This is a genomic window from Pasteurella oralis (assembly GCF_002850605.1).
Taxonomy (GTDB): domain Bacteria; phylum Pseudomonadota; class Gammaproteobacteria; order Enterobacterales; family Pasteurellaceae; genus Pasteurella; species Pasteurella oralis.
Genome location: NZ_NXGB01000001.1, coordinates 481,975 through 504,334, shown reverse-complemented (window position 1 = coordinate 504,334; position 22,360 = coordinate 481,975). Strand labels below are relative to the sequence as shown.

Genomic DNA, 22,360 nt, shown 5'->3' with positions numbered 1-22,360 from the left:
GTTAACTGTTTACAAAGCAAACAAAAATAATTGTTTTAGCCTAAATTTAATACTAAAGTAACTTCGTTTTTACATTTATATAGATAGAGGAGAAGATATGGATTTCAAAAAAATGATCGGCTTAGGGGTTGCTGGTAATTTTGCTGGGCATTTAGAGCAAGCTGGCGAGGCTTCTGATTTTATATCGGTACAAACTGAAGAATCTATTCAACCTAAAGCAATTTTTCCTTTTTATGTACCAAGTAACAAATTAAATCCAGAGCATCAGTTTCTTGCAACCTATCCAATTAGTCATCAACATCTTTCTTTTTCAAATGAAATTGGAGCTGATAACTTACAAATTGAACCAGAGATTGCACTTATTTGTGACATTGAATATTCTGGTCAAAAAGTAATTCAGCTTATTCCTCGCTTGTTTGCAGCTTATAATGACTGCTCAATTCGTCGCCCTAATGCGCAGAAAATTAGTGAAAAGAAAAATTGGGCCCCAGAAAGTAAAGGTCTCTCACCTACTTTATTACCACTTACCTCTTTTAAACTAGGTAGTGAAATTGATCAATTTCATATTGCTTGTTTTCATAAACGCGGTGAACAATTTAACGAATATGGCGTTGATAGCCCAGCTTTAGGTTATAGTTTTTTTCATCAAAAACTCTTGAATTGGATTGTTGATAAAATGAATACACAGCCTGATCAAGGTCCAATGAACAATATTTCAGCTTTAATTGAAAAAGCAGATTATCCTAAGCAAGCGATCATTAGCATTGGTGCCACGCGCTATACTGACTTTGGTGAACATAACTTCTTGCAAGTTGGTGATACAAGCATTGTTGTTGTCTATAATGCGGAAAAATATAGCCATAGTGATATTGCTACTATGGCAAAACAAGAATGTTTTCCACAAGACATTTCAGCTCTTATCCAAACAGTAATCTAATTTCTCACACAAAAGAGCGGTCAACATTTCTAAAGTTTTGACCACTCTTTAAGCTTTCCTAAGAGAAACTTCACCGCCATTAAAATATTGAACTCCCTCTGATGTCATAATTTTAATATAACCTCGTTCATCAATACCTTGTTCAACTCCTATCGTGCGATGATTTTCACTAATAATACTAACTTCCTCACCTAAATAAGCATCAAGTTCTAGCCAACGCTGTTTAAACTGATCATCAATCCCTTTATCTTTAAAATAATCTAAATAAAAAGTCAGATTTTTCACTAATACAATGATCAATTGATTACGATCTATATCTGGTAATACTTCGATTAACTCCGCCCATGGCTGATCAATCGAATTTTGTTGCTTAGGCAATGAAAGATTAATGCCTAAGCCAATAACTAAATTATGTAATCTATTTGGACTATTCGCAATTTCAATTAAAATCCCTGCTAGCTTTCTGTTATTTAGCAAAACATCATTTGGCCATTTTAATGTTACACCAATCGCGCCAAATTGTTTTAACGTATCGGCAATTGCCATACCAACAACAAGACTTAATCCTTCTAAATTTGTTGTACGTTCTACTGTCCAATACATACTCATGATAATTTGACCTGCAAAGGGTGATAGCCATTGACGGCCTCTTCGACCTCGCCCTGCCGTTTGATACTCAGCCAAACAAAGTGTACCTGTTTCAAGTTGATGGATATGATCTAATAAATATTGGTTAGTAGAATGAATAACGGGTTTTATAATGAGCTTCTGTGGCGCAAGCATATGATTTAAATAAGCTTCATCTAAACGTGCTAATTGTGGAATTAACCTAAAATCAACCGCACTTTTTTCAATCACAATCCCCTGTGCTTCTAACTCAGCAATTTGTTTTAAGACAAGATGTTCAGAACATTGCAAAAGTTCAGTTAATTTACATAATGATATTCTTTCATTTTGCGCTAAAACATCAATTAAATTGTGCATAAAAAACCTTATTGATATAACTTGTTTTACCTTTTTATTTCTCTTGTGCATTTTGTCTTAAATCCATAAAAAAATCCATTTTCAAATAAGAATGAAATCTGTATAATGCGACCGCAATATTTTTTACCCTTTTTTTTATTTTCAACATTAATCTAAGAGAGAATATTGCAATGTTACGAGTAATAAAAGAAGCTTTAACCTTCGATGATGTACTTCTTGTCCCAGCACACTCTACAGTGCTCCCAAATACCGCAGACCTATCCACTCAACTCACCAAAACAATCCGCCTCAATATTCCAATGTTATCCGCCGCTATGGATACTGTCACAGAAGCAAAATTAGCAATTTCTCTTGCCCAAGAAGGCGGTATTGGCTTTATTCACAAAAATATGTCCATTGAACGCCAAGCAGAACGTGTACGCAAAGTGAAAAAATTTGAAAGTGGTATCGTTTCAGATCCAATTACTGTCACACCAGATCTAACATTAGGAGAATTAGCTGAAGTTGCTAAGAAAAATGGCTTTGCGGGTTATCCTGTAGTGAATAAAAATAAAGAATTAGTCGGCATTATTACAGGTCGCGATACTCGCTTCGTTTCTGACTTAAATAAAACTGTTTCTGAGTTTATGACACCGAAAGAACGTTTGGTGACCGTGAAAGAAGGGGCTAAGCGTGATGAAATTTTTACTTTAATGCATGAACATCGGGTTGAAAAAGTATTAGTGATTGATGATAACTTTAAGTTAAAAGGTATGATCACATTAAAAGATTACCAAAAAGCAGAACAAAAACCAAATGCATGTAAAGACGAGTTTGGGCGTTTACGTGTTGGTGCTGCAGTAGGCGCTGGGCCAGGTAATGAAGAACGTATTGATGCTTTAGTAAAAGCAGGTGTTGACGTATTATTAATCGATTCTTCACACGGTCACTCAGAAGGCGTACTACAACGTGTACGTGAAACACGTGCTAAATACCCAGATTTACCTATCATAGCAGGTAATGTTGCAACAGCAGAAGGTGCCCTCGCTCTAGCTGACGCAGGCGCAAGTGCAGTGAAAGTGGGGATTGGTCCAGGCTCAATCTGTACTACTCGTATCGTAACAGGGGTTGGTGTTCCACAAATCACGGCTATCGCCGATGCATCAGAAGCTTTAAAAGATCGTGGTATACCAGTTATTGCTGATGGAGGTATCCGTTTTTCAGGTGATATTTCAAAAGCGATTGCTGCAGGTGCATCTTGTGTGATGGTAGGTTCGATGTTCGCAGGTACTGAAGAAGCACCTGGTGAAATTGAGCTTTATCAAGGTCGTGCATTCAAATCTTACCGCGGAATGGGTTCATTGGGTGCAATGAGCAAAGGTTCAAGTGATCGTTATTTCCAATCAGATAATGCGGCTGATAAATTAGTGCCAGAAGGAATTGAAGGTCGTATTCCTTACAAAGGTTACTTAAAAGAAATCATTCATCAACAGATGGGGGGTTTGCGTTCTTGTATGGGTCTAACTGGCTGTGCAACTATTGATGAACTACGTACTAAAGCACAATTTGTGCGTATTAGTGGTGCAGGAATCAAAGAAAGTCATGTGCATGATGTCACTATTACCAAAGAAGCGCCTAACTATCGTATGGGTTAATAATGTCTTAGGGTGGGTAAAATCCCACCTAAGTTTATATTTTAAATGTAACTACTTTAATATAGAAGATTATTTTTATGCATAATATTAATGTTAAAAATATTATCAAACTTTTTTTATTAAAGTTTTTAAGAAATAAATATCAATATAAGATAAATATTGAAAATAACATTGTTAAAATTGAAAAAAAATATGATGAGTTTGATTTAAGCCAGCTAAATTATGTTTATCTTGTTAAAGATCCTGATATAAGAAACAATCGCCTTACGCTTTACCTTAATGATATCTTCAAAATTGGAGTAAACTATAGAGGGTTTACAAAAATGTATCAGGAATTATCTTGCCGATTTGGTTTTGATGATGCTCTTTTTTTTCAATACCTTTATAAAAAAGGACCTTTTTCTATACAAATTTGGCGAAAAAAACAAATACAAAATTATGATATTCTTGATGAGGAATATACTGACTATACGCAGGGTTTTGAAATTCAATCTCCTGAAAAAAAATTTATTCCTTGGGGTACCACTTATGAAGCATTATTTCAACATACACAATTTGAAGAAAAATGGATTTCTTATAATTTTATCTATCCTATTCGAATAGGTCGCTTATTATTGAAGAATGTTTGGCTTACGCCAAGTGTCAGAAGAGATGTGCCTATTTTAGAGCTATATACTGATTGTTATCACGAATCAGCAACAGAGAAAAGTTACTTAGAATTAAAATCCTCATTAACTAACAATAAAAAGCTAATCACATCATTTTCTGAAGAGAGAAATAATCCTAAGTTATATAAATCTGTTGTAAATTTTAATCATATTGAATTTGAATTGCATTATCATCGCCATTTTAAATATTACTTTGATACTGGATATAGCAAGCTAATAATTAGAAATAATACTGAATATTTAGAATATGTGATTAATGAACCTTATGAAAGCCAATTAATCATTAGTGATTATTTAATTATTGATCATCAAGACTTAATAAAAATAGATTATACCTATAGCGCAAGTGTTAAAAGACGCCCTCCTAAAATAAAAGAAAAATTTCGAGATGAGCAAACGGTTATTTGGACAGATGATGTTAATCATAAAATAGGCTTTACTAGTAATGATCGTGCAATAGTGTTTGATAAAAATGAAATTGAATGCTTTACGCTTGCGAATACGGAAACAACGAGAAGAAATAATGAAAGTTCACTAACGATATGTTTTTTTGATAAAAATAAAGAAGCAATCACAATATTTTTAGCTGAACATCATTTTTTGACTCAATATGTGGATAAAATAAAAACGCTCACTCAAAAAGAGGTTCTGTATATTGAACAATACATCGAAGATGTTTAAAAGCCCATTAAATGTAACACAATAGCAAATTAAAAATCCCTTTTGCGCAGGACACTTTAACACTATTTGATATTTACCTAAAAACAACCAAGAGAACTTAAATGAACAACATTCACAATCATAAAATTCTAATTTTAGACTTCGGTTCACAATATACCCAGTTGATTGCACGTCGAGTCCGTGAAATCGGTGTTTACTGCGAACTTTGGGCATGGGATGTCACTGAAGCAGATATTCGTGAATTTAACCCAACGGGGATTATTCTTTCTGGCGGTCCTGAAAGTACAACAGAAGAAAATAGCCCTCGTGCACCAGAATATGTTTTTAATGCTGGTGTGCCAGTACTAGGTATTTGCTATGGTATGCAAACCATGGCAATGCAACTAGGTGGTTTAACAGAAACATCTGATCATCGTGAATTTGGTTATGCCTCAGTAGATTTAAAAGCAACTGATGCTCTATTTGCGAAATTAAATGATAACTTAGCAAGTGCAACGCCAAAATTAGATGTTTGGATGAGTCATGGTGATAAAGTTACACGTTTACCAGAGAATTTCCAAGTTACGGGAGTCACACCGACTTGCCCGATTGCGGCTATGTCTGATGAAAGTCGCCATTTTTATGGTGTACAATTCCATCCAGAAGTTACTCACACCAAGAGTGGTCTTGAGTTATTAACTAATTTTGTGGTGAATATTTGTGGCTGTGAGTGTAACTGGACTCCAGAAAATATTATTGAAGATGCGGTTGCACGTATCAAAGAGCAAGTCGGTGATGATGAAGTCATCTTAGGTTTATCTGGCGGAGTCGATTCATCCGTAACTGCGCTCTTATTACATCGTGCTATCGGTAAAAATTTACACTGTGTTTTTGTTGATAACGGTTTATTACGTTTAAACGAAGCTGAACAAGTCATGGAAATGTTTGGTGATAAATTTGGATTAAACATTATCCACGTGAAAGCAGAAGATCGTTTCTTAGAAGCATTGAAAGGCATTGATGAGCCTGAAGCAAAACGTAAAACAATCGGTAAAGTCTTTGTTGATGTGTTTGATGATGAATCGAAAAAGTTATCGAGTGTAAAATGGTTAGCACAAGGTACAATCTATCCCGATGTGATTGAATCTGCGGCAAGTAAAACAGGTAAAGCCCATGTGATTAAATCACACCATAATGTAGGTGGCTTACCTGATTATATGAAGCTTGGCTTAGTTGAACCACTACGCGAATTATTCAAAGATGAGGTACGTAAAATTGGTTTAGCACTAGGTTTACCAGCAGAAATGTTAAATCGTCATCCATTTCCTGGTCCAGGTTTAGGTGTGCGTGTATTAGGTGAAATCAAAAAAGAATATTGTGATTTAGTCCGCCGTGCTGATGCAATCTTTATGGAAGAGTTACATGCCTCAGGCTGGTACTACAAAGTCAGCCAAGCATTTACTGTTTTCCTACCAGTGAAATCAGTAGGTGTGATGGGAGATGGGCGTAAATACGATTGGGTGGTTTCATTACGTGCCGTCGAAACTATCGATTTTATGACCGCACATTGGGCACATTTACCTTATGATCTTTTAGGCAAAATCTCAAATCGAATTATCAATGAAGTCAACGGTATTTCTCGCGTTGTTTATGATGTTTCAGGTAAACCACCAGCGACAATTGAGTGGGAATAACTCTTCATGTACTAATAACAAAGCCCTGAAAAATTTTTCAGGGCTTTTAAATTCAATTCAAGCTATTTTCAATAGATAGCTGCATATCAATAAATATTATTATTCAGTCACACAATTTCCAATGATAACTTGATTATCACCAAGCAAGGTTGCCTGATTACCTTTAGTTTGAAGTTCGTAAGTATAATTTTTATTAATTGCTTTATAATTTGCACCTGAAGCGGATTTCACGAGTTCCATAGGAATCATCTCATCAACTTGATTAATGATTGCAAAAGAATCCTTAGCCGTATTTATAAAAATCACATCTAATGTTTTTTTTCCTTCACAGCTATAAACAATTTTTGTTAACTCTCCTTTTGAGCTAGCTTCCATAATAGTTGCTTGTGCTGAAATCATAGTAAAAGAAAGTACAGCTAATGTTGTAACCAATGTTGCTCTATTCAATTTCATAAATACTCCTCATGCTGTTTTATAACGTTTTTAAAACGCACTTCCTTTGACACATAAGAAAAAGTAAAAGTTCAACTCAGTATTTTTCCATAAAAAATACTTCAAAATGACCAGACTTATTTATCAATACTTGATAGTAATTCGATGGTATAACAAGTCAAACAGCACATGCTTTTTCACAAAAAAAAGCATACAATACGGCCTGTGTTTGCACCTTCAGAAAAATCTTGATAAAGTGCGGTATAAATTGTGCTAATTTGAAAACAGGAAGAAAAATGAGCCCAGAATATTTAGATTTTGAATTACCTATTGCAGAGCTTGAAGCAAAAATTAAGTCACTTCGCTCTGTGGCAAGTCAAGATAATGAGATTAATCTTGATGACGAAATTGCACGTTTACAAAAGAAAAGTGCAGAACTTACTCAAAAAACCTTTTCCAATCTAGATGCTTGGCAAGTTTCAAAAATGGCTCGTCATCCAAACCGTCCTTATACTTTAGATTATATTGAACGTATTTTCACTGAATTTGAAGAATTAGCAGGCGATCGTGCTTTTGCTGATGATAAAGCGATTATTGGTGGTTTAGCCCGTTTAGAAGGTAAACCAGTAATGGTCATTGGCCATCAAAAAGGACGAAGTGTAAAAGAGAAAGTTAAACGCAATTTTGGTATGCCTGCACCAGAAGGCTATCGTAAAGCATTGCGTTTAATGCAAATGGCTGAACGTTTTAATTTACCTATTATTACTTTTATTGATACACCAGGCGCCTATCCGGGTGTTGGCGCTGAAGAACGTGGTCAATCAGAAGCTATCGCACGCAACTTACGTGAAATGTCAATGTTAAAAGTCCCTGTGATTTGTACTGTCATTGGTGAAGGGGGTTCAGGTGGCGCACTTGCAATTGGTGTTGGTGATAAAGTAAATATGTTGCAGTACAGCACCTATTCAGTTATCTCGCCCGAAGGCTGTGCATCAATTCTTTGGAAAAGCGCAGACAAAGCCTCAACCGCTGCTGAAGTAATGGGCTTAACCGCTAATCGCTTAAAAGAACTCAATCTGATTGATAATATCGTCGAAGAACCGTTAGGTGGTGCTCATCGTAATTTTGATGTCATGGCACAAAACTTAAAACAACGTTTATTAGCTGATCTTGCGGATTTAGATATGTTAGATCAAGATAATCTACTCCATCGCCGCTATCAACGCTTAATGGATTATGGTTATGTGTAATCATTAATTTACTCAATGGCATAATGTATATCTCTGCATTATGCCGTTTTTGATCATAACGCAACAATTTTATTTCAGGAGTCATCATGAAACACATTCTTTCAATTCAATCTCATGTTGTTTATGGCTATGCAGGTAACAAATCAGCCACTTTTCCTATGCAACTTTTAGGCGTTGATGTTTGGGCGCTAAATACCGTGCAATTTTCTAACCATACCCAATATGGTAAATGGACAGGTATGGTTATTCCAAAAGAACAAATTGGCGAAATTGTACGTGGTATTGATGCTATTAACGCATTACATTTATGTGATGCCGTTGTTTCAGGTTATATTGGTTCAGCTGAACAAGTAGAAGAAATTATCAATGCAGTACGATTTGTCAAAACAAAAAATCCAAATGCACTTTACTTATGTGACCCAGTCATGGGACATCCAGACAAAGGCTGTATCGTCGCGGAAGGTGTCAAAGAAGGATTAATTAATTTGGCAATGGCTGAAGCAGACTTAATCACCCCTAATCTCGTTGAATTACGTGAATTAAGTGGCTTGTCTGTTCAAAATTTTGAGCAAGCGTTAGCAGCAGTTAAAATCATTCTCTCTAAAGGTCCAAAAAAAGTGTTAGTGAAACACCTAAGTAAAGTGGGTAAAGATACCACTCAATTTGAAATGCTATTAGCGAATCAAGAGGGAATGTGGCACATCAGCCGTCCTTTACATCAATTCCGTAAAGAGCCTGTTGGCGTCGGTGATTTAACCGCAGGATTATTTATTGCTAATTTACTCAATGGCAAATCTGACCTTGAAGCTTTTGAGCATACTGCAAATGCTGTCAATGATGTAATGACTGTTACTCAGCAAAAAGATAATTATGAACTACAAATTATTGCGGCTCGTGACTATATTATGAAGCCTATCAGTCAATATAAAGCAGTGAAAATCGCTTAATTTCAAATCCAAAGGACGTTACAATTAACGTCCTTTAACTTTAATCAAAACACCTATGCTATTACCACGATTCCAAACACAAATTGATCAACATACTCCCGACCAAAACCAATTTTTAATTGGTTTTAGTGGCGGTTTGGATTCGACTGCACTACTTTTATTGTTAGCAAAATTGCGTAAAAATAGACCGCACTTACAACTTAGAGCAATTCATATCCATCATGGGTTAAGCCAAAATGCCAATTACTGGGCGCAACATTGCCAGCAAATTTGTGAACAATTACAAGTGCCCTTAATTATTGAAAAAGTACAAGTAGATAGTAGTAGTAATGGTATTGAAGCAGGAGCAAGAGAAGCGCGTTATCAAGCCATTGCACATCATATTTTGCCTCATGAAATGCTGGTCACTGCACATCATTTACAAGATCAAACAGAAACTTTTTTTCTTGCCTTAAAGCGTGGTAGCGGTCTACAAGGATTAAGCGCAATGCAAGTGCAAAGTACGCTCTATCATTTACCTATTTTCCGCCCACTCCTTAACTTTACTCGCATAGAATTAGAACAATTTGTACAGTCTGAAGAATTAACTTGGATTGAAGATGAAAGCAATATTGATAACCGCTATGAACGCAACTTTCTACGCAATGCAATTTTGCCTCATCTACGCCAACGTTGGGCTCATTTTGATTTAGCAGTACAACGTTCTGCCCAACATTGTTTTGAACAACAACAATTGCTCAATGAATTACTTAGCGAAGAATTTACACAAAATTTTGATAAAACTGACCGCACTTTTAATATCAGTCAATTTGCCACTTTTTCAGCTTTAAAACAAAAAGCCTTATTACGCTTATGGCTAGCAGAATGGCAAGTGCCGATGCCTTCCTTATTACAACTAACACAAATCATCCAAGATGTCATTTTTGCTAAGCCAGACAGTCAGCCACGGTTTCAATTAGGTAGCCAAATTATTCGCCGCTATCAACAACGACTCTATATGACATGCCAATTTGCTAATCTGACACAGATTGCACTTAACATTCACATTGGCGAAACAATCCAACTACCTGATCAATTGGGTAGCCTAACATTACAACAAAAATCCCAAAAACTTATCGCACGTTGGCAATGTTCTCAGCAGCAATTAAGTAGCGAATTACCTTTTACCACCAGCCCTATCCAAGTACGCTTTGGTTATTCTGGTAAAGTCCGTTTAACTGAAAAATCCGCTAATAAAGAGATTAAAAAAATCTGGCAGCAATTAAATGTACCCGTTTGGCAACGGCAACGTATCCCATTGATTTTCTATGGTAATACCTTAAAAAGTGCGGTTGGTTTTTTTGTAGTTTGTTCAGAAGAAAAAAATTAAGGGCAGATTATGATCGCTGCCCTTCATTATATTAATATCAAAACAAATTATATTGCCCAGCCTCCGACATAAAATGCGACTAACGCAATAGCAATGACCACCGTGCCAAGATTTAATTTTTTATATTCACCAGACACTAAACGACCAATCACTAATGTTGCAAAGCCTAACATAATACCTGTCACGATATTGGCTGTTAATACGATAAACACAGCACAAACTAGACCGCTCATTGCACCAATGAAATCATTGAAATCTAATTTGCTTACATTACTTAACATTAATAAACCAACATACATTAATGCAGGCGCAGTAGCGTACCCCGGTACTAAGAATGCTAACGGTTGGAAAAACAACATTAATAAGAATAATACACCAACTACTACAGCAGTAATCCCTGTTTTCCCTCCTGCTGCTGTTCCCGCCGCAGATTCAATATAAACCGCTGCTGGTGCAGTACCAAACACCCCAGATAAAATACTACTTACTGAGTCTGAAGTTAATGCTTTACCGCCATTAATAATCTGACCATCTTTATCTAATAAATTTGCTTGACCAGCAACTGCACGAATTGTTCCTGTTGCGTCAAAAACAGCCGTCATTACCAGTGCAAATACTACGGGTAAAATTGCAGGCTGTAATGCCCCCATAATGTCTAATTGTAAGAATAACGAATTTTCACCAAAAGTTGGCATTTTAAAAATTTGACCACCGAACTTCACATTTGGATCAAAAATAAGACCTACCATTGTAATTGCAATGATCACCCACAAAATACCGCCTTTTACCTGCATTCTTTCTAAGCCGATAATTAAGGCTAAACCGATTAATGCCATCAACACAGGAAACGACGTAAAGTCACCTAATTTTACAGGTAAACCAGCTTGATTACTTACCACTAAACCCACACCGTTCGCTGCAATTAATAATAAGAATAGACCGATACCGATACCAGCACCATGCGCAATACTGATTGGTAGGTTACGTAAAATCCAAGCACGAATCCCAGTTGCAGAAATGAGAGTAAACACAACCCCCATTAAGAATACCGCACCTAATGCCACAGGAATACTAACCTGTTGACCTAACACTAAGCTAAATGCGGTAAATGCGGTTAAAGATATTGCACAACCAATCGCCATAGGTACATTTGCCCATAAGCCAATTAAAATTGAGCCTAACCCTGCGACTAAACAAGTTGCAATAAACACTGATTCAGCAGGGAAACCTGCGGCACCAAGCATATTAGGTACGACGATAACGGAGTACACCATAGCTAAAAACGTAGTTAAACCCGCAATCACTTCCTGACGCACACTTGAGCCACGTTTAGTAACTTCAAAATGTTTTTCTAAAGACATATTGTTTCCTTAAGTGAAAAGTAATAAAAATAAAAAATAAGCGCATATTCTACGCTAAAATTTTCAATAGTAAACGTTTGCGTCAGGTATTTTAGCGGAAAATAACAAAAAAAATCGACATCTAAATGATGCCGATTCTTTGTTTTTCTAATCAAATTAACTGATTAACGTTGTGTCATTTTTAGATTCATTATTCATATCGATTTCTTTGGGGTTTGGTCCAAAACGATTCGTACCCGGTGTACTTTTCGCGCAACACAAAGCGAGTAAGGCTATCTGACCAATAGGAATCAAATTAAGTAAAAGCCACCAAGCACTATGATTCATATCATGTAAACGGCGAGCCGTGACAGCTAACGTAGGTAAGAAAGTCAATAAAATATAAATACCAGATAAAAGCCCCATTTCAACATCAGAATTATATGTTCCATTATTAATGTCTACAATAAAAAGCAATACGATGATGATAAACTGAATTAAAGTGAACATCCAAAACTCTTTGCGCCCTGCTCTACCACTAAATGTCACATAATTTTTTAATACATGAAAATACCAATTCATACGGTTTATCCTTAAAACTTTATAAAATACCAGACGACTAGAAAGTATTAAATTTACATAAAAAAACAGCAAGAGTAAATGGTACTATTACTAATTTTTGTGCTATTTCTTTCACTTCCAAGCGGAAAGATTTATACTGTTAATTCTTTTTGTTTAGAAATCAAAGCAACTAAGGACATAATTATGGCAATTCTCGTCACTGGTGGTGCTGGTTATATCGGCTCACATACTGTTGTTGAACTACTTAATGCAAATAAAGAAGTTGTTGTTTTAGATAATCTTTGTAACTCTTCTCCCAAGTCCCTTGAGCGCGTTTCTCAAATTACAGGCAAATCAGTTAAATTCTACCAAGGTGATATTTTAGATACTGCACTTTTACAAAAGATTTTTGCAGAAAATACGATCCAATCAGTCATTCATTTTGCCGGACTAAAAGCCGTAGGTGAAAGCGTACAAAAACCTGCTGAATACTATATGAATAACGTCACAGGCTCTTTAGTTTTAATACAAGAAATGAAAAAAGCAGGTGTACGGAATTTGGTATTCAGTTCTTCCGCCACAGTTTATGGTGATCCAGAAATTATCCCTATCACAGAAAGTTGTAAAGTAGGTGGCACCACTAACCCTTATGGCACTTCAAAATTTATGGTGGAACAAATCCTTAGTGATATTGCAACAGCAAGCCCTGAATTTAGTATCATCATCTTACGTTACTTCAATCCAGTAGGCGCGCACGAAAGTGGTTTAATCGGTGAAGATCCAAATGGAATTCCAAATAACTTACTCCCTTATATCAGCCAAGTTGCTATTGGTAAATTACCACAACTTGCCGTATTTGGTAGTGACTATGATACACATGATGGTACTGGTGTACGTGATTATATTCATGTTGTTGATCTTGCCATTGGGCATTTGAAAGCCTTAGCTCGTCATGAAAATGATGCAGGTTTACATATCTACAATTTAGGAACTGGTACAGGCTATTCTGTGCTTGATATGGTAAAAGCCTTTGAGCAAGCTAACCAAATAAAAATTCCTTACAAACTAGTAGAGCGCCGCCCAGGTGATATTGCAACTTGTTATTCCGATCCAAACCTCGCTAAACAAGAATTAGACTGGTGTGCTGATCGTGGTCTCGAGCAAATGATGAAAGACACGTGGAACTGGCAAAAAAATAATCCTAAAGGATATCGAGATTAATTATGCAAAACAAACCAAGTTTACTGTCGCAGATTTTTAGCCGTAATATGTTACTTTGTATTTTTACGGGCTTCAGTTCTGGCTTACCCTTATATGTTCTATTCCAAATGGTGCCAGCTTGGCTTTCTTCGAGTAATGTCGATGTAAAAACAATTGGTCTCTTTACCTTGATTGGCTTTCCCTATACTTGGAAATTTATTATTTCGCCATTACTCGATCGCTACTACCCTAATTTTTTAGGTCGCCGTCGTAGTTGGATGTTTATAACTCAAATTGGCTTACTTGGATTACTTATTCTCCTTGGTCAATATAACCCTGCAGAAAATATCCAAACAGTCGCCATTATTTCAACGATAATTGCTGTATTCTCGGCTGTGCAAGATATTGTCATTGATGCTTATCGACGTGAGATTTTAAGTGACGAAGAACTCGGATTAGGTAACTCTATTCATGTTAATGCTTATCGTATTTCAGGCTTAATCCCTGGTGGTTTATCTCTGATTTTAGCAGGCAGCCTGCCTTGGGATATAGTCTTTATTTTCACCGCATTATTTATGATCCCTGGCTTAATACTTTCACTGTTTCTCAGTAAAGAGCCAAATGTCCCACAAATCGACCGCACTTTGCCTTTCTATCATGCCTTTGCATTGCCATTTAAAGAATTCTTCACTCGCAAAGGTGTCGCTTCTGCACTGGGTTTAATCTTGTTTATTTTCCTCTATAAATTTGGTGACTCTCTTGCAACATCACTACAAACCAAATTTATTTTAGATATGGGATTTAGCACAGCAGACATTGGTACAGTAGTAAAACTTAATTCGTTTTGGGCATTAATTATCTCAGGCATATTAGGTGGTATTTTAATGCTGCGTTTAGGCGTTAATCGTTCTTTATGGTTATTTGGTTTCGTACAATTAATCACAATTCTTGGTTTTGTTTGGATGGCAAGTTACGGCAAATTTGAAACCATTGGTTCTTTTGAGTTTTTTGTGTTAACTACAGTGATTATTGGTGAATATATTGGTGTTGGTTTAGGCACAGCGGCATTTGTGGCATTTATGGCACGAGAAACCAATCCACTTTACACTGCAACTCAATTAGCTATTTTTACCAGTTTAGCCGCCATCCCAAGTAAAGTGTTTAGTGCATTTTCAGGTGTCATTGTGGCTAATCATGGCTACTACACTTTCTTTTGGATTTGTTTCTTTGCCGCAATTCCAGGTATGTTAATGCTATTTAAAGTAGCACCCTGGCATGACAATACTCAAACAGAGAAACAAGCTTAACCCGTTTTCAACGGTTGACATTTCCAATGAATTGGGCAACTATTAATCGTTTTGTTTTACTATCAAAAAACATGAAAAATCATACCGCACTTTTTTCTACCCAGTCAGGAAGAGCGGTCAAAAACAAGATTATTTCAACCAACAGAGGTCATTATGAAAATTATCCTATTAGGTGCACCCGGTGCAGGTAAAGGCACGCAAGCACAATTTATTATGAATAAATTTGGTATCCCACAAATTTCAACAGGGGATATGTTACGTGCGGCGATTAAAGCGGGAACCGAATTAGGCAAACAGGCAAAAACGTTAATGGACGCGGGTCAATTAGTACCGGATGAATTGATTATTTCATTAGTTAAAGAGCGTGTTGCACAAGAAGATTGTGCTAAGGGCTTCTTACTAGATGGCTTCCCACGCACTATTCCACAAGCTGACGCACTAAAAACAGTAGGCATTCAGATTGACTACGTCCTAGAATTTGATGTACCAGATGAAGTGATTGTTGAACGTATGAGTGGTCGTCGTGTTCATCAAGCTTCAGGTCGTACTTACCACATTATTTACAATCCTCCAAAATTAGAAGGTAAAGATGATGTCACAGGCGAAGATTTAATCATTCGTGCTGACGATAAGCCAGAAACGGTATTAGATCGTTTAAAAGTGTATCACTCAACTACTAAACCATTAGTGGACTACTATCAAGCCGAAGCAAAAACAGGCAATACCAAATATTTCCGCTTAGACGGCACCAAAAAAGTCGAAGAAGTGAGCCAAGAATTAGATTCAATCCTTGCTTAATTTACTTTGATCCAATGAAAAAGGCTGTGTTAAACAGCCTTTTTTGTTGTCGACACAAAAGTGCGGTTTATTTTAACAGAGATTTTAGCGCAACACCGATTTCCGCTAGACTTCTCACGGTTTTCACACCTGCCGCTTCGAGGGCAGCGAATTTCTCATCTGCTGTACCTTTCCCACCACTGATAATCGCACCTGCATGCCCCATACGTTTACCTTTTGGTGCGGTGACACCAGCAATATAGCTCACCACTGGCTTTGTGACATAGTTTTTAATAAAGGCGGCAGCTTCTTCTTCCGCCGAACCGCCAATTTCACCAATCATAACGATGGCTTCTGTTTGTGGATCATCTTGGAATAATTTCAAGATATCAATGAAGTTTGAGCCTGGAATTGGATCACCACCGATACCAACACAAGTAGATTGCCCAAAGCCCTCATCAGTAGTTTGTTTCACTGCTTCATAGGTCAATGTACCTGAACGTGAAACAATCCCAATTTTACCTTTTTTATGAATATTACCTGGCATAATCCCAATCTTACATTCTTCTGGAGTAATCACCCCTGGACAATTAGGACCGATCATACGTACACCAGTTTGGTTTAAGCGTTGTTTCACTTGTAACATATCTAGGGTTGGAATCCCTTCAGTAATACAAATCACTAATTCAATTCCTGCATCAATGGCTTCTAAAATGGCATCTTTACAACCCGGTGCAGGTACATAAATTACTGTTGCAGTAGCACCAGTTACCTCAACTGCATCACGCACTGTATTAAAAACAGGTAATCCTAAATGGGTTGTACCGCCTTTTCCTGGCGAAACACCACCCACCAGCTGTGTACCATAGGCTAATGCTTGTTCAGAATGGAATGTACCTTGTCCGCCCGTAAAACCTTGGCAAATCACTTTAGTCTCTTTATCAATTAAAATAGACATATTATTTTCCCTCCGCCGCTTTTACCGCTTGAATCGCAGCATCAGTTAAAGTATTTGCCGCAATAATATTCACGCCACTATTTGCTAAAATTTCACGCCCTAACGGCGCATTATTTCCTTCCAAACGTACAACAACTGGCACACTAACGCCAACTTCATTCACAGCAGCAATAATTCCCTCTGCAATCAAATCACAACGTACGATACCACCGAAAATATTGACTAAGACGGCTTTCACTGCACTATCAGATAAAATAATTTTGAATGCCTCAGCAACACGTTCTTTAGTCGCTCCACCGCCTACATCGAGAAAATTAGCTGGTTGACCGCCATGTAATTTAATAATATCCATCGTCCCCATAGCTAAACCTGCGCCATTGACCATACAACCAATATTACCTTCTAGTGCCACATAGTTTAATTGATGAGATTCCGCGCGTGCCTCACGAGGATCTTCTTGGCTTGGATCTTGCATGGCTTTCAATGTAGGTTGTCGGTATAACGCATTACTATCCACTACAATTTTCGCATCTAAACAAAGTAAGTTTCCCTCTTTTGTTACGACCAATGGATTCACTTCTAATAGTGCTAAATCTTTTTCCACAAACATCTTCGCCATTTGTACAAAAATATGGGCAAATTGTTTAATTTGATCGCCTTTTAAACCTAATTTAAATGCCAGTTCACGCCCTTGGTATGGCATGCCACCTGTTAGTGGATCAATCGCCATTTTATGTAATAAGTGCGGTGTTTTTTCTGCTACTTCTTCAATATTTACCCCACCTTCAGTGGACACCATAAACACAATACGTTGTGAAGCACGATCAAGTACAGCACCTAAATACAATTCACGCTCAATATTTGAACCTTCTTCAACATAAATTGTATTCACCGGCTGACCATTTGTATCAGTTTGGAAAGTCACCAAACGTTGTCCTAACCATTTTTCTGCAAAAGCTCGTACTTCCGCTTCATTACGTACTAATTTCACCCCACCAGCTTTACCACGTCCACCAGCATGAACTTGGCATTTCGCTACCCAAACATCACCATTGAGCTTTTTGATGGCATCGGCGGCTTCATCTACATTTTTACAGGCATAACCGCTGCCTACTGGTAATTGATATTCAGCAAAAATTTGCTTTGCTTGGTATTCGTGTAGGTTCATAACTTCTCCTCGTATCTGTTACTTTTCTTTACTTGTGCAAAGAAAAGTAACCAAAAGAAAGCACACCTCCGCTTTACTGCTCTTCTTCGCTTTGTTTTAATTTTGAATAGAAAAATTGAAAACTTACTCGTAAGCTCGCTTAAACATTCAATTTTTCCTACAGCTCAGGCGATCAAAGAGGACCCATTCAGGCATATCATCGCTTCATGATGTGTTTGTAACGTTTTTCTTAATGATGCTAACTGCTTGCTTGATTAATATTCCCCATCCTGCATTAAAGTGGGACGAGGGAGATTTGGCAGAAAATAAATTATACTGATATCTAAATTCTACCAAGATCTCGTTATTTAAATCTCCAACAGCAAACGTGTTGGATCTTCGAGTAACTCTTTAATTGCCACTAAGAAACCAACAGACTCACGTCCATCAATTAAACGGTGATCATAAGACAGCGCTAGATACATCATTGGACGAATCACGACTTCACCGTTCACTGCAACAGGGCGATCTTTAATCGCGTGCATACCTAAAATCGCACTTTGTGGAGGATTAATAATAGGTGTTGACATCAATGAACCAAACACACCACCATTCGTAATCGTAAAGTTACCACCCGTTAAATCTTCAACAGTCAACTTGCCATCACGTCCCTTTTCTGCCAACGCTTTAATTTCTTTCTCAATATCTGCCATACTTAATTTATCGCAATTACGTAGTACTGGGGTCACTAAACCACGTGGTGTTGACACAGCGATACTAATATCGAAATAGTTGTGATACACAATATCATCTCCATCAATAGAAGCATTTATTTCTGGATAACGTTTTAACGCTTCTACAACAGCCTTAATATAAAACGACATAAAACCTAAACGTGCGCCATGCTGTTTCTCAAATTTCTCGCCATAAGTTTTACGTAATTCCATAATTGGTGACATATCCACTTCATTAAATGTGGTTAACATCGCCGTACTATTTTTCACTTCTAATAAACGTTCAGCAATACGCTTACGTAAACGGGTCATTGGTACACGTTTTTCTTCACGATTGCCAACATTAAAATTGGTAAGTACAGACTTACTGTCGACTTGAGTAACTTGTTGTGCTTTCGTAGCTAAGACTTTTTCTACATCTTCACGCGTAATACGACCACCTACACCACTACCTTTAATTTCCTCTGCATTTAAATCATGTTCAGCAAGTAAACGACGAACGCCAGGGCTTACTGAATCTGCGCCAATAGATTCTGTACTTAATGTGGCATTATGACGATCTGCAGGTGTTGGCTCTTGTGTTGCGACCGTTTCTTTTGTGACACCTCCAGCAACTGCTATTGCAGAAAGTTTGCCTAATAACTGCTTACTGACTACAGTAGCCCCTTCTGCTTCAATAATCGTTTCCAATACTCCATCTGATACCGCAGGTACTTCTAATACAACTTTATCTGTTTCAATTTCCACTAAAATGTCGTCACGTTTTACTGTATCACCCACTTTTTTATGCCAAGTTACCACAGTTGCATCAGCAACTGACTCTGGTAAATCTGGTGTGATAATCTCAAAATTGCTCATTGTTCTTTCCTTTTCTCAGATTTATTTCTCTGAAAAGTGCGGTCAGTTTTAACACACTTTTCGTTTGAATTAAGCTAGCGCTTCTGTCACAAGGGCTATTTGTTGTTCATTATGTAACGACATGTAACCTACGGCTGGTGACGCTGATGCTGGGCGTCCCACATAACGGAGTTTGCCATGCTCAGGAATTGATGTCACAAAATTATGTTGACTACAATACCATGCCCCCTGATTTAATGGTTCTTCTTGACACCATACATAGTCCGTGACGTGGTTATAAGGTGCAAGCACCTCTTTCATTTCTTCATGTGGATATGGATAAAGTTGTTCTATACGAATAATCGCTACATCTGTTTGATTGTTCTTACGACGTTGCTCTAATAAGTCGTAATACACTTTACCTGAACACATCACAACGCGTCTGACTTGTTGTGGATTCAGATCATCCACTTCAGGAATTACATTTTGGAATGCGCCATTGATTAACTCATCCATAGAAGAAACCGCCAATGGATGGCGTAACAACGATTTTGGTGAAATGACAACTAATGGACGGCGAACTTTGCGCAACATTTGACGACGCAATAAATGATAAATTTGCGCAGGTGTTGAAGGCACACAAACTTGCATATTTTGTTGTGCACAAAGCTGTAAATAACGCTCTAAACGAGCGGATGAATGTTCTGGTCCTTGACCTTCATAACCATGTGGTAACAGCATCACTAAACCACACATTCTGCCCCATTTTTGCTCACCAGAACTAATAAATTGATCCATGACGACTTGTGCACAATTGGCAAAATCACCAAACTGTGCTTCCCAAATAGTGAGCGTTTTTGGATCAGTTGTAGCATAGCCATATTCAAAAGCTAGCACAGCATTTTCAGTTAATACAGAATCCCACACTTCAAAACGACCTTGTGAGCCATGTAAGTTCGCTAATGGAATATAAAGCGTAGCATCTTTTTGGTTATGTAAAACAGAATGGCGATGGAAGAAGGTACCTCGTCCAGCATCTTCACCTGATAAGCGCACATGATAACCTTCATCAAGTAAAGTTGCATACGCCATAGTTTCAGCCATTCCCCAATCAAATAGCTTTTCACCATTTGCCATCAAACTGCGATCAGCATAAATTTTATTTACGCGAGAATGTAATTCATGGTGTGCTGGATATTCACAAACTTTTCTAGCTAAACCTTGAAAGCGTTCTTCATCAAATTTACTTTCATATTCACACCATTCACGGCTGAGGTATTTTGTCCAATCTTTAGTTGTTAAATCCATCTCACGCCATTCTGCTACGACACAATCACCACGATCTAATGCATCACGATAATTATTCACTAATTCTGTTGCTTCTTCTTCGTTAATTATCCCTTCAGCAATTAAACGATCTGCATAAACTTTACGTGGAGTTGGATGTTTTTTAATACGATCATACATTAATGGTTGAGTTGCTGATGGCTCATCTGCTTCATTATGCCCATGGCGACGATAAGATACTAAATCAATGAAAATATCGCGTTTAAATAAAGTACGATATTCAACAGCCATACGTGCGGCATAAACTACCGCTTCAGGATCATCACCATTTACATGAATGACTGGTGCTTCAATCATTTTCGCAATATCAGTGCAATATTCTGTTGAGCGTGTATCATGTGGATTCGATGTCGTGAAACCAATTTGATTATTGATCACTACGCGGATTGTCCCTCCTACACTATAACCACGTGTAGCAGACATATTTAAAGTTTCTTGTACCACACCTTGTCCAGTCACTGCAGAATCACCATGCACAGTTACAGGTAATACTTTCGATTTTTCATGATCATGGATACGTTTTTGTCTCGCTCGTACAGAACCAATAACGACTGGACTGACAATCTCTAAGTGCGATGGGTTAAATGCAAGGACTAAGTGTACAATACCATCATCGGTCATAAAATCGGAAGAAAAACCTTGGTGATATTTTACATCTCCCGTACCATTACCATAATGTTTACCCGCAAATTCATCAAATAGTTCTGATGGTTTTTTACCTAATAGGTTAACTAACATGTTCAAGCGACCGCGATGCGCCATCCCCATTGCAATTTCATCAATACCATTACGCTTACCGTGACGAACAATTTCTTTCATTAATAAAATAAATGCATCACTTCCCTCTAATGAGAAACGCTTAGCACCGGGAAATTTAGCGCCTAAATAACGCTCTAAACCATCTGCAGCGGTTAATTCTTCTAAAAATTTAATCTGTTCTTCTTTTTTAAAAGATTGGGTTAAGCGTGATTCAAGTTTGTGTTGCAACCACGTTCTAGCTTCTACATCATTAACATGCATGAATTCAAGCCCAATCGTGCTGCAATAAGTTTTCTTTAATAAATCAGTTAAATCACGTAACGAAATTTTATCTCTATGCGCGATTTCCCCACCAACATCAAATATTTCGTCAAGATCATTTTCTGTAAAACCATGGTATTTATAACTTAACGTTGGTGCATCCATACGTTGCCATAAATTCAGCGGATCCAAATCAGCATGTAAATGACCGCGATTACGGTGCGCATTCACAAATTGCAACAGTTTTACTAATCTTGCACTGACATTTGGATCAATCACACCAACACCATTTGGTGAATTATCACGAGCTAAACGTTTGAAATAATCACGGACTTGAGAATGAGGTTGTTCAACAAACGTATTGGACTTTGGAAGGGAGTTAAAAATTTCTTGCCAACTGGCATCGACAGAATTGGGGTCACGAAGGTAATCTTCATAGAGTTCTTCAATATAAGACTGGTTGATACCACCGAGAGCACTTGAAGTTAACCATTCGCTAATGGGTTTATTTTGTTGCATTATAACCACCTGACAAAAGTATTTGGTAATAATAATAA

General features: G+C 37.3%; 18 protein-coding genes. 10 read left to right on the top strand and 8 right to left on the bottom strand.

Annotation, left to right across the window (positions count from 1 at the left end; all coding sequences use genetic code 11):
* Nucleotides 1-97: 97 nt before the first annotated feature.
* Nucleotides 98-937, top strand: coding sequence for a DUF5718 family protein (locus C0975_RS02420; RefSeq protein WP_101774804.1), 840 nt, complete (start codon nucleotides 98-100; stop codon nucleotides 935-937).
* 48 nt (nucleotides 938-985) lie between these two features.
* Here the strand turns inward: C0975_RS02420 and birA are convergent, their stop codons facing one another.
* The gene (gene birA, locus C0975_RS02415; RefSeq protein WP_101774803.1) at nucleotides 986-1,921 is read right to left on the bottom strand and encodes a bifunctional biotin--[acetyl-CoA-carboxylase] ligase/biotin operon repressor BirA; all 936 of its coding nucleotides are present in this window, start codon (nucleotides 1,919-1,921) and stop codon (nucleotides 986-988) included.
* 170 nt (nucleotides 1,922-2,091) lie between these two features.
* Between birA and guaB the strand changes: the two genes are divergently transcribed.
* From guaB to guaA, 3 genes are all read left to right on the top strand, one after another.
* Entirely contained in the window at nucleotides 2,092-3,555 is a 1,464-nt protein-coding gene (gene guaB, locus C0975_RS02410) for an IMP dehydrogenase (RefSeq protein ID WP_101774802.1), read from the top strand.
* Between the two features lie 77 nt (nucleotides 3,556-3,632).
* A complete protein-coding gene (locus C0975_RS02405; RefSeq protein WP_101774801.1) occupies nucleotides 3,633-4,904 on the top strand; it encodes a hypothetical protein in 1,272 nt (423 codons plus the stop codon).
* A gap of 101 nt (nucleotides 4,905-5,005) precedes the next feature.
* On the top strand, nucleotides 5,006-6,577 hold the full coding sequence (gene guaA, locus C0975_RS02400; RefSeq protein WP_101774800.1) for a glutamine-hydrolyzing GMP synthase: 1,572 nt from the start codon (nucleotides 5,006-5,008) through the stop codon (nucleotides 6,575-6,577).
* A 99-nt stretch (nucleotides 6,578-6,676) separates the two neighbouring features.
* Here the strand turns inward: guaA and C0975_RS02395 are convergent, their stop codons facing one another.
* The gene (locus C0975_RS02395) at nucleotides 6,677-7,030 is read right to left on the bottom strand and encodes a c-type lysozyme inhibitor (protein ID WP_101774799.1); all 354 of its coding nucleotides are present in this window, start codon (nucleotides 7,028-7,030) and stop codon (nucleotides 6,677-6,679) included.
* Nucleotides 7,031-7,305: 275 nt separating this feature from the next.
* On the opposite strand from C0975_RS02395, the gene accA reads away from it, so the two are divergent.
* From accA to tilS, 3 genes are all read left to right on the top strand, one after another.
* Nucleotides 7,306-8,259: an acetyl-CoA carboxylase carboxyl transferase subunit alpha gene (accA, locus tag C0975_RS02390; protein ID WP_101774798.1), complete on the top strand. Its 954-nt coding sequence runs from the start codon at nucleotides 7,306-7,308 to the stop codon at nucleotides 8,257-8,259.
* Nucleotides 8,260-8,345: 86 nt separating this feature from the next.
* Complete coding sequence (gene pdxY / locus C0975_RS02385; protein ID WP_101774797.1) at nucleotides 8,346-9,206, top strand: pyridoxal kinase PdxY; 861 nt, start codon at nucleotides 8,346-8,348, stop codon at nucleotides 9,204-9,206.
* Between the two features lie 55 nt (nucleotides 9,207-9,261).
* Nucleotides 9,262-10,575: a tRNA lysidine(34) synthetase TilS gene (tilS, locus tag C0975_RS02380; RefSeq protein ID WP_101774796.1), complete on the top strand. Its 1,314-nt coding sequence runs from the start codon at nucleotides 9,262-9,264 to the stop codon at nucleotides 10,573-10,575.
* Nucleotides 10,576-10,622: 47 nt separating this feature from the next.
* Here tilS and C0975_RS02375 read toward each other — a convergent pair whose 3' ends face one another.
* Both C0975_RS02375 and C0975_RS02370 read right to left on the bottom strand, forming a co-directional pair.
* A complete protein-coding gene (locus tag C0975_RS02375) occupies nucleotides 10,623-11,936 on the bottom strand; it encodes an NCS2 family permease (RefSeq protein ID WP_101774795.1) in 1,314 nt (437 codons plus the stop codon).
* Nucleotides 11,937-12,092: 156 nt separating this feature from the next.
* Entirely contained in the window at nucleotides 12,093-12,497 is a 405-nt protein-coding gene (locus tag C0975_RS02370) for a DUF805 domain-containing protein (protein WP_101774794.1), read from the bottom strand.
* A 183-nt stretch (nucleotides 12,498-12,680) separates the two neighbouring features.
* On the opposite strand from C0975_RS02370, the gene galE reads away from it, so the two are divergent.
* The 3 genes from galE (at nucleotide 12,681) to adk (ending at nucleotide 15,781) form a co-directional block, all read left to right on the top strand.
* On the top strand, nucleotides 12,681-13,697 hold the full coding sequence (gene galE / locus C0975_RS02365) for a UDP-glucose 4-epimerase GalE (protein WP_101774793.1): 1,017 nt from the start codon (nucleotides 12,681-12,683) through the stop codon (nucleotides 13,695-13,697).
* A 2-nt stretch (nucleotides 13,698-13,699) separates the two neighbouring features.
* Complete coding sequence (locus tag C0975_RS02360) at nucleotides 13,700-14,983, top strand: AmpG family muropeptide MFS transporter (protein WP_425440134.1); 1,284 nt, start codon at nucleotides 13,700-13,702, stop codon at nucleotides 14,981-14,983.
* Nucleotides 14,984-15,136: 153 nt separating this feature from the next.
* Complete coding sequence (gene adk / locus C0975_RS02355; protein WP_101774791.1) at nucleotides 15,137-15,781, top strand: adenylate kinase; 645 nt, start codon at nucleotides 15,137-15,139, stop codon at nucleotides 15,779-15,781.
* A gap of 67 nt (nucleotides 15,782-15,848) precedes the next feature.
* Here adk and sucD read toward each other — a convergent pair whose 3' ends face one another.
* The 4 genes from sucD to sucA form a co-directional block, all read right to left on the bottom strand.
* Nucleotides 15,849-16,718, bottom strand: a complete 870-nt coding sequence (gene sucD, locus C0975_RS02350) for a succinate--CoA ligase subunit alpha (RefSeq protein WP_101774790.1) — start codon at nucleotides 16,716-16,718, stop codon at nucleotides 15,849-15,851.
* Nucleotide 16,719: 1 nt separating this feature from the next.
* Nucleotides 16,720-17,886: an ADP-forming succinate--CoA ligase subunit beta gene (gene sucC, locus C0975_RS02345; protein WP_101774789.1), complete on the bottom strand. Its 1,167-nt coding sequence runs from the start codon at nucleotides 17,884-17,886 to the stop codon at nucleotides 16,720-16,722.
* A gap of 347 nt (nucleotides 17,887-18,233) precedes the next feature.
* Nucleotides 18,234-19,457: a 2-oxoglutarate dehydrogenase complex dihydrolipoyllysine-residue succinyltransferase gene (gene odhB, locus C0975_RS02340; protein ID WP_101774788.1), complete on the bottom strand. Its 1,224-nt coding sequence runs from the start codon at nucleotides 19,455-19,457 to the stop codon at nucleotides 18,234-18,236.
* A gap of 69 nt (nucleotides 19,458-19,526) precedes the next feature.
* The gene (sucA, locus tag C0975_RS02335) at nucleotides 19,527-22,322 is read right to left on the bottom strand and encodes a 2-oxoglutarate dehydrogenase E1 component (RefSeq protein ID WP_101774787.1); all 2,796 of its coding nucleotides are present in this window, start codon (nucleotides 22,320-22,322) and stop codon (nucleotides 19,527-19,529) included.
* Nucleotides 22,323-22,360 lie beyond the last annotated feature (38 nt).

Excerpts from the sequence above, each read along its gene's own strand:
- C0975_RS02420 (WP_101774804.1), top strand. The coding sequence starts at position 98 with ATGGATTTCAAAAAAATGATCGGCTTAGGGGTTGCTGGTAATTTTGCT.
- birA (WP_101774803.1), bottom strand. The coding sequence starts at position 1,921 with ATGCACAATTTAATTGATGTTTTAGCGCAAAATGAAAGAATATCATTA.
- guaB (WP_101774802.1), top strand. The coding sequence starts at position 2,092 with ATGTTACGAGTAATAAAAGAAGCTTTAACCTTCGATGATGTACTTCTT.
- C0975_RS02405 (WP_101774801.1), top strand. The coding sequence starts at position 3,633 with ATGCATAATATTAATGTTAAAAATATTATCAAACTTTTTTTATTAAAG.
- guaA (WP_101774800.1), top strand. The coding sequence starts at position 5,006 with ATGAACAACATTCACAATCATAAAATTCTAATTTTAGACTTCGGTTCA.
- C0975_RS02395 (WP_101774799.1), bottom strand. The coding sequence starts at position 7,030 with ATGAAATTGAATAGAGCAACATTGGTTACAACATTAGCTGTACTTTCT.
- accA (WP_101774798.1), top strand. The coding sequence starts at position 7,306 with ATGAGCCCAGAATATTTAGATTTTGAATTACCTATTGCAGAGCTTGAA.
- pdxY (WP_101774797.1), top strand. The coding sequence starts at position 8,346 with ATGAAACACATTCTTTCAATTCAATCTCATGTTGTTTATGGCTATGCA.
- tilS (WP_101774796.1), top strand. The coding sequence starts at position 9,262 with ATGCTATTACCACGATTCCAAACACAAATTGATCAACATACTCCCGAC.
- C0975_RS02375 (WP_101774795.1), bottom strand. The coding sequence starts at position 11,936 with ATGTCTTTAGAAAAACATTTTGAAGTTACTAAACGTGGCTCAAGTGTG.
- C0975_RS02370 (WP_101774794.1), bottom strand. The coding sequence starts at position 12,497 with ATGAATTGGTATTTTCATGTATTAAAAAATTATGTGACATTTAGTGGT.
- galE (WP_101774793.1), top strand. The coding sequence starts at position 12,681 with ATGGCAATTCTCGTCACTGGTGGTGCTGGTTATATCGGCTCACATACT.
- C0975_RS02360 (WP_425440134.1), top strand. The coding sequence starts at position 13,700 with ATGCAAAACAAACCAAGTTTACTGTCGCAGATTTTTAGCCGTAATATG.
- adk (WP_101774791.1), top strand. The coding sequence starts at position 15,137 with ATGAAAATTATCCTATTAGGTGCACCCGGTGCAGGTAAAGGCACGCAA.
- sucD (WP_101774790.1), bottom strand. The coding sequence starts at position 16,718 with ATGTCTATTTTAATTGATAAAGAGACTAAAGTGATTTGCCAAGGTTTT.
- sucC (WP_101774789.1), bottom strand. The coding sequence starts at position 17,886 with ATGAACCTACACGAATACCAAGCAAAGCAAATTTTTGCTGAATATCAA.
- odhB (WP_101774788.1), bottom strand. The coding sequence starts at position 19,457 with ATGAGCAATTTTGAGATTATCACACCAGATTTACCAGAGTCAGTTGCT.
- sucA (WP_101774787.1), bottom strand. The coding sequence starts at position 22,322 with ATGCAACAAAATAAACCCATTAGCGAATGGTTAACTTCAAGTGCTCTC.